This window comes from Campylobacter sp. BCW_6463, from assembly GCF_001762785.1.
GTDB classification, from domain to species: Bacteria; Campylobacterota; Campylobacteria; order Campylobacterales; family Campylobacteraceae; genus Campylobacter_D; species Campylobacter_D jejuni.
This window is the reverse complement of record NZ_MJXL01000055.1, coordinates 1-3,520: the sequence shown is the minus strand read 5'-3', so window position 1 is coordinate 3,520 and position 3,520 is coordinate 1. Positions and strand designations below refer to the sequence as shown.

The window sequence follows — 3,520 nt, the reverse complement described above, 5'->3', positions numbered from 1 at the left end:
ATACACTTAAATTCTTATTTAGAGGCTGAAAGTAATCTACAAAAAATCAAGATTTTAGTCAAAATATATCAAAATTTACAAAAATGTAGCCGAACTCCTGATCTTATTGACATAGAAGAACTTGAATTTAACAAAGAAGACATTTTCGAAGAATTATTTTATGCTTTAGGCGGTTTAGGAGGTATGTATTCCGTAGAAATAATACAATCAAGAATTGCAAATTTCATCAAAATACTTGGCGGAGAACCTAAACTTTTATTAGAAAGATTCACAGCATAGACTTCAAAAAGAAGTCTATGCAAATACTCAATTTTAGAAAAATTAATTATTCAATAACGCAGCTTTTATTGTATCATTTGTTGCTTTGGCATATATAGTGGTAGTATTTAGATTTGCATGTCTTAGAATTTTTTGTATGACCACAAGGTTTGTTCCTTTGGCTGTTAATCTCATGGCTAAAGTGTGTCTAAGCAAATGAAGTCCTTTTTTGCTGATCAAAGCTTTAGCGTAAATATTATTTACAATCAAAAAAGCATTGCTTCTATTTAAATGTTTTCCTATGCTAGTTTGCATTATGTAATCATGATCTTGGATATTTTCTTTAAAATATTCAAGCTCATCATCTACTTCTTTTTTAATAAATGCAAATTGTTCTTTACCACCCTTGCCTATTATGGATATTTTTAATATTTCATCATCAACCTCTTCAAAATCACAAAGTTTTACATTTAAAGCTTCAGAAATTCTAAGTCCTCCATAAAGCATAAGTTTTATCAGTAAAGAGTTTCTAAAACTATTATAAACTTCTTTTTTTGCTTTTTCTTTCTCTAAAACATTATTTAGCCTTATAATTTCATTTTCATTAAGATAATTTAATTTTTCTTCTGATTTTTCTGTTCTAAATCTAATTTTCTTCATATCAAAGGAAAAAATAAACAAATCATCATTATTATCGCTTATAAAAAAAGCTAGTTAATACTCTCAAATAAGTTATTTTTGTTTTTTTGATAGTTTATTGCCATTTTTTGAATTATTTTCTAAATAATTAAGAAAATTGACTAAAAAAGTCGTTTTTATATCGTTTATTTGCTTTTATCTTGATAATCTAAAGAATATTCTACAAATTCTAGTAAAATACGCCTATAAAGTAAAAAAGTATTATTTGAATAGGATAATGCTTGAATATGTTTCAAATAAGCTTCTATCCAACGCTCTAAATCTTCGCTTATTGTAGTATTTTTAAGTTTCATTTTATTTATATCCTTTTTTTATAACATAATAATATATTATGTTATATTTATTTACTTGTGTTAATACCAAAATATATATTTTAATAGGCTTATTTTGATATAAGATTATGTTATATGTTTTAAATTATACCATAAAAATATTTATATTTTTGCATTATTTGTCTATTTATACAATTTTTTATTAATATTATGGTATAATTTATATATTTTAACAAATAAAGGATAAAAATGGAAAAAAATACAATAAATAATGAAAATATTCAAAAAAATGAAATATTAATTCCAAAAAGAGTATTATTTGATGAAAAAACATTAAAAATGATAGAAATGATGATTCCTACTTACAAAGATGAAATTTCTAATACAAATAAAGAAAATGAGAAAATTAATCAAATGATTAAGCTTGCTATAGAAAAAATGTTTAAAAATGATTTTTTGAATAAAATAAATAATTTTTAATTAGGTTTTTTTATGAATAATGTTTTGTTGCACAGAATAACTGAGAAAGGAAACATTCGCTATTATAGTATAGAAATTATTGCCACTCTATTTGAGGAATATATGGTTGAGAGAGTTTACGGAAATGTGCGTTTTAAAAGTTGCACAGGAAGAAAAAATAATGTATTTCCAAGTTTTAATGAGGCACAAATTTTTTTGAGAAGTTAAAGAAACAAAAAATGAAAAAAGGGTATGCGTAAGTTTTTGCTCAAAAAATAAGAAAAAAACATTGATAAAATAGGCTTTTGAGATAAGCTTTTAGCTAAACTCTCAAAAACAGGTAAAAAATCCTTATCAAATCCGCTAATTTCAATTTTTATAGCCATTTATATCCTTTCTTATATAATTTTTATTTTTATTATACCATAAAGGGTTTTGTTGTAAAATTGGAAAAAACTTTTTTTATATATAAAATTACATAAATAAGACAATCAAAATACAATATAAAAGATTAAAGAATAGTAAAAACGGTTTTTTAAAAAAACTAATATAAATATATGGCTAATTATATAATTAATCCTCCTCTAAGCCATCATTAATTCCTGCTTCTGCAAGTTCAAGCTGTTCTTTTTGATACACTTTATCATCTTTAAAGGCTTCAAAACTTTTTTCCCATAAAACCTTTCTTTGCTCTATATATTCTTGATCTTTACACATATTAATCCTTTTTATTTATCAGGTTTAAAACCACTATCTAAAATTATTTTTGTCATTGCACCTTTAAGTTTATCAAAACGATTTAAAGCTTGCATATTACTAACTCTATTATCATCTTTTTTATAAAACACTTTAAAAACTTCATCACTTTGTTTGTGTTTTACCATATCATCTAAAGTAGGACTATCTATGAATTCATATTCTTTGGTAAAATCTTCATTTAAAACATCGAATAAATCTTGTTTATAAGCATTTGATGAATGGGGATCGCAAGAATGAACATCAATAATATAATCTTGTATATTTTTTTGCATAGCAAATCCTTTAAAAAATAGTATAAATTTTTATTTTTAGAATGACTTAAAATCTTTTTTAATTTTTATAAATATTAAGGATATTATTTTTTTATATTATGTTGATGATCTTTTTTATCAAAGTCATAAAATGTAACAAATATGGCTACGGCTATTGCAAAAGCTAAAATAATATATTGTCCTAATGAATGAGATAAATCCATATTGTTTACTTTGTAATATGTTATTTTAACATATAAATTATAACAAAAAAGAAAAAAAATAAAATGAAAATAATAAGAAATTGATTTTTTATTATTTATTATGATAATCTTATTTGAGTACTTTTAAAAAGCTTAGAGTATAAAGTGTTGTGATGTAGCTTTTAAAAAGAAGAATAAAAACAAAGAAGCAGAAAACGCCCTTATAAAAATTATTAATTATATTCACTAACCATAGATGTAATAAAAAATATTGAGTAAAATATAATCAAAACAAATTTCTATTTATTTTTATAAAAACTGCATTTTTAAATTTGCTATGTTATAATTAAAAAAAGGTTGTATAAATATGAAAAATTATTATATTTCAGAAGGTGTAAAAGCTTTATTTTCTATCTATTTTAAAGATCAAACTGAAGAAAATTTCATTAAAGCTCTTAACGAATTTGCTAAAGAAAGCCAAATAAATTCTCAAGAAATAAAAGACAAATCTTTTAGAGAATTTAAAGAAGCCATTTCTAAATTACCAACTATAGATCTTTTGAATACTAGATTTGATAAGCTTGAATATTCAATAGGTGCTAAACTTGATAAGCTTGAA

Annotated in this window: 7 protein-coding genes and 1 pseudogene; 4 read left to right on the top strand and 4 right to left on the bottom strand. The window is 22.7% G+C overall.

Going from position 1 to position 3,520, the window contains the following annotated elements:
- Positions 1-279 (top strand): hypothetical protein (locus tag AJ884_RS06190; protein ID WP_186820846.1); only part of this gene is annotated, 279 nt, incomplete at its 5' end.
- Positions 280-321: 42 nt separating this feature from the next.
- Here the strand turns inward: AJ884_RS06190 and AJ884_RS10265 are convergent.
- Positions 322-1,250, bottom strand: a pseudogene (locus AJ884_RS10265) (tyrosine-type recombinase/integrase).
- A gap of 228 nt (positions 1,251-1,478) precedes the next feature.
- On the opposite strand from AJ884_RS10265, the gene AJ884_RS06175 reads away from it, so the two are divergent.
- Both AJ884_RS06175 and AJ884_RS06170 read left to right on the top strand, forming a co-directional pair.
- On the top strand, positions 1,479-1,709 hold the full coding sequence (locus AJ884_RS06175) for a hypothetical protein (protein ID WP_002779694.1): 231 nt from the start codon (positions 1,479-1,481) through the stop codon (positions 1,707-1,709).
- 12 nt (positions 1,710-1,721) lie between these two features.
- Positions 1,722-1,916 (top strand): polymerase, encoded by a 195-nt coding sequence (locus AJ884_RS06170; RefSeq protein WP_038401389.1) that lies wholly within the window; start codon positions 1,722-1,724, stop codon positions 1,914-1,916.
- Here the strand turns inward: AJ884_RS06170 and AJ884_RS09970 are convergent.
- The 3 genes from AJ884_RS09970 to AJ884_RS06165 all read right to left on the bottom strand — a co-directional run bounded on the left by AJ884_RS09970 (position 1,913) and on the right by AJ884_RS06165 (position 2,719).
- Complete coding sequence (locus AJ884_RS09970; RefSeq protein WP_162842081.1) at positions 1,913-2,074, bottom strand: hypothetical protein; 162 nt, start codon at positions 2,072-2,074, stop codon at positions 1,913-1,915. The genes AJ884_RS06170 and AJ884_RS09970 overlap by 4 nt on opposite strands.
- A gap of 187 nt (positions 2,075-2,261) precedes the next feature.
- Positions 2,262-2,405, bottom strand: coding sequence for a hypothetical protein (locus AJ884_RS09965; RefSeq protein WP_002807233.1), 144 nt, complete (start codon positions 2,403-2,405; stop codon positions 2,262-2,264).
- 11 nt (positions 2,406-2,416) lie between these two features.
- Positions 2,417-2,719, bottom strand: coding sequence for a hypothetical protein (locus tag AJ884_RS06165; RefSeq protein ID WP_070286361.1), 303 nt, complete (start codon positions 2,717-2,719; stop codon positions 2,417-2,419).
- Between the two features lie 549 nt (positions 2,720-3,268).
- Here AJ884_RS06165 and AJ884_RS06160 point away from each other — a divergent pair.
- On the top strand, positions 3,269-3,520 hold a 252-nt coding region (locus tag AJ884_RS06160; protein WP_070286362.1), incomplete at its 3' end, for a hypothetical protein.

Excerpts from the sequence above, each read along its gene's own strand:
- AJ884_RS09970 (WP_162842081.1), bottom strand. The coding sequence starts at position 2,074 with ATGGCTATAAAAATTGAAATTAGCGGATTTGATAAGGATTTTTTACCT.
- AJ884_RS06170 (WP_038401389.1), top strand. The coding sequence starts at position 1,722 with ATGAATAATGTTTTGTTGCACAGAATAACTGAGAAAGGAAACATTCGC.
- AJ884_RS06165 (WP_070286361.1), bottom strand. The coding sequence starts at position 2,719 with ATGCAAAAAAATATACAAGATTATATTATTGATGTTCATTCTTGCGAT.
- AJ884_RS09965 (WP_002807233.1), bottom strand. The coding sequence starts at position 2,405 with ATGTGTAAAGATCAAGAATATATAGAGCAAAGAAAGGTTTTATGGGAA.
- AJ884_RS06175 (WP_002779694.1), top strand. The coding sequence starts at position 1,479 with ATGGAAAAAAATACAATAAATAATGAAAATATTCAAAAAAATGAAATA.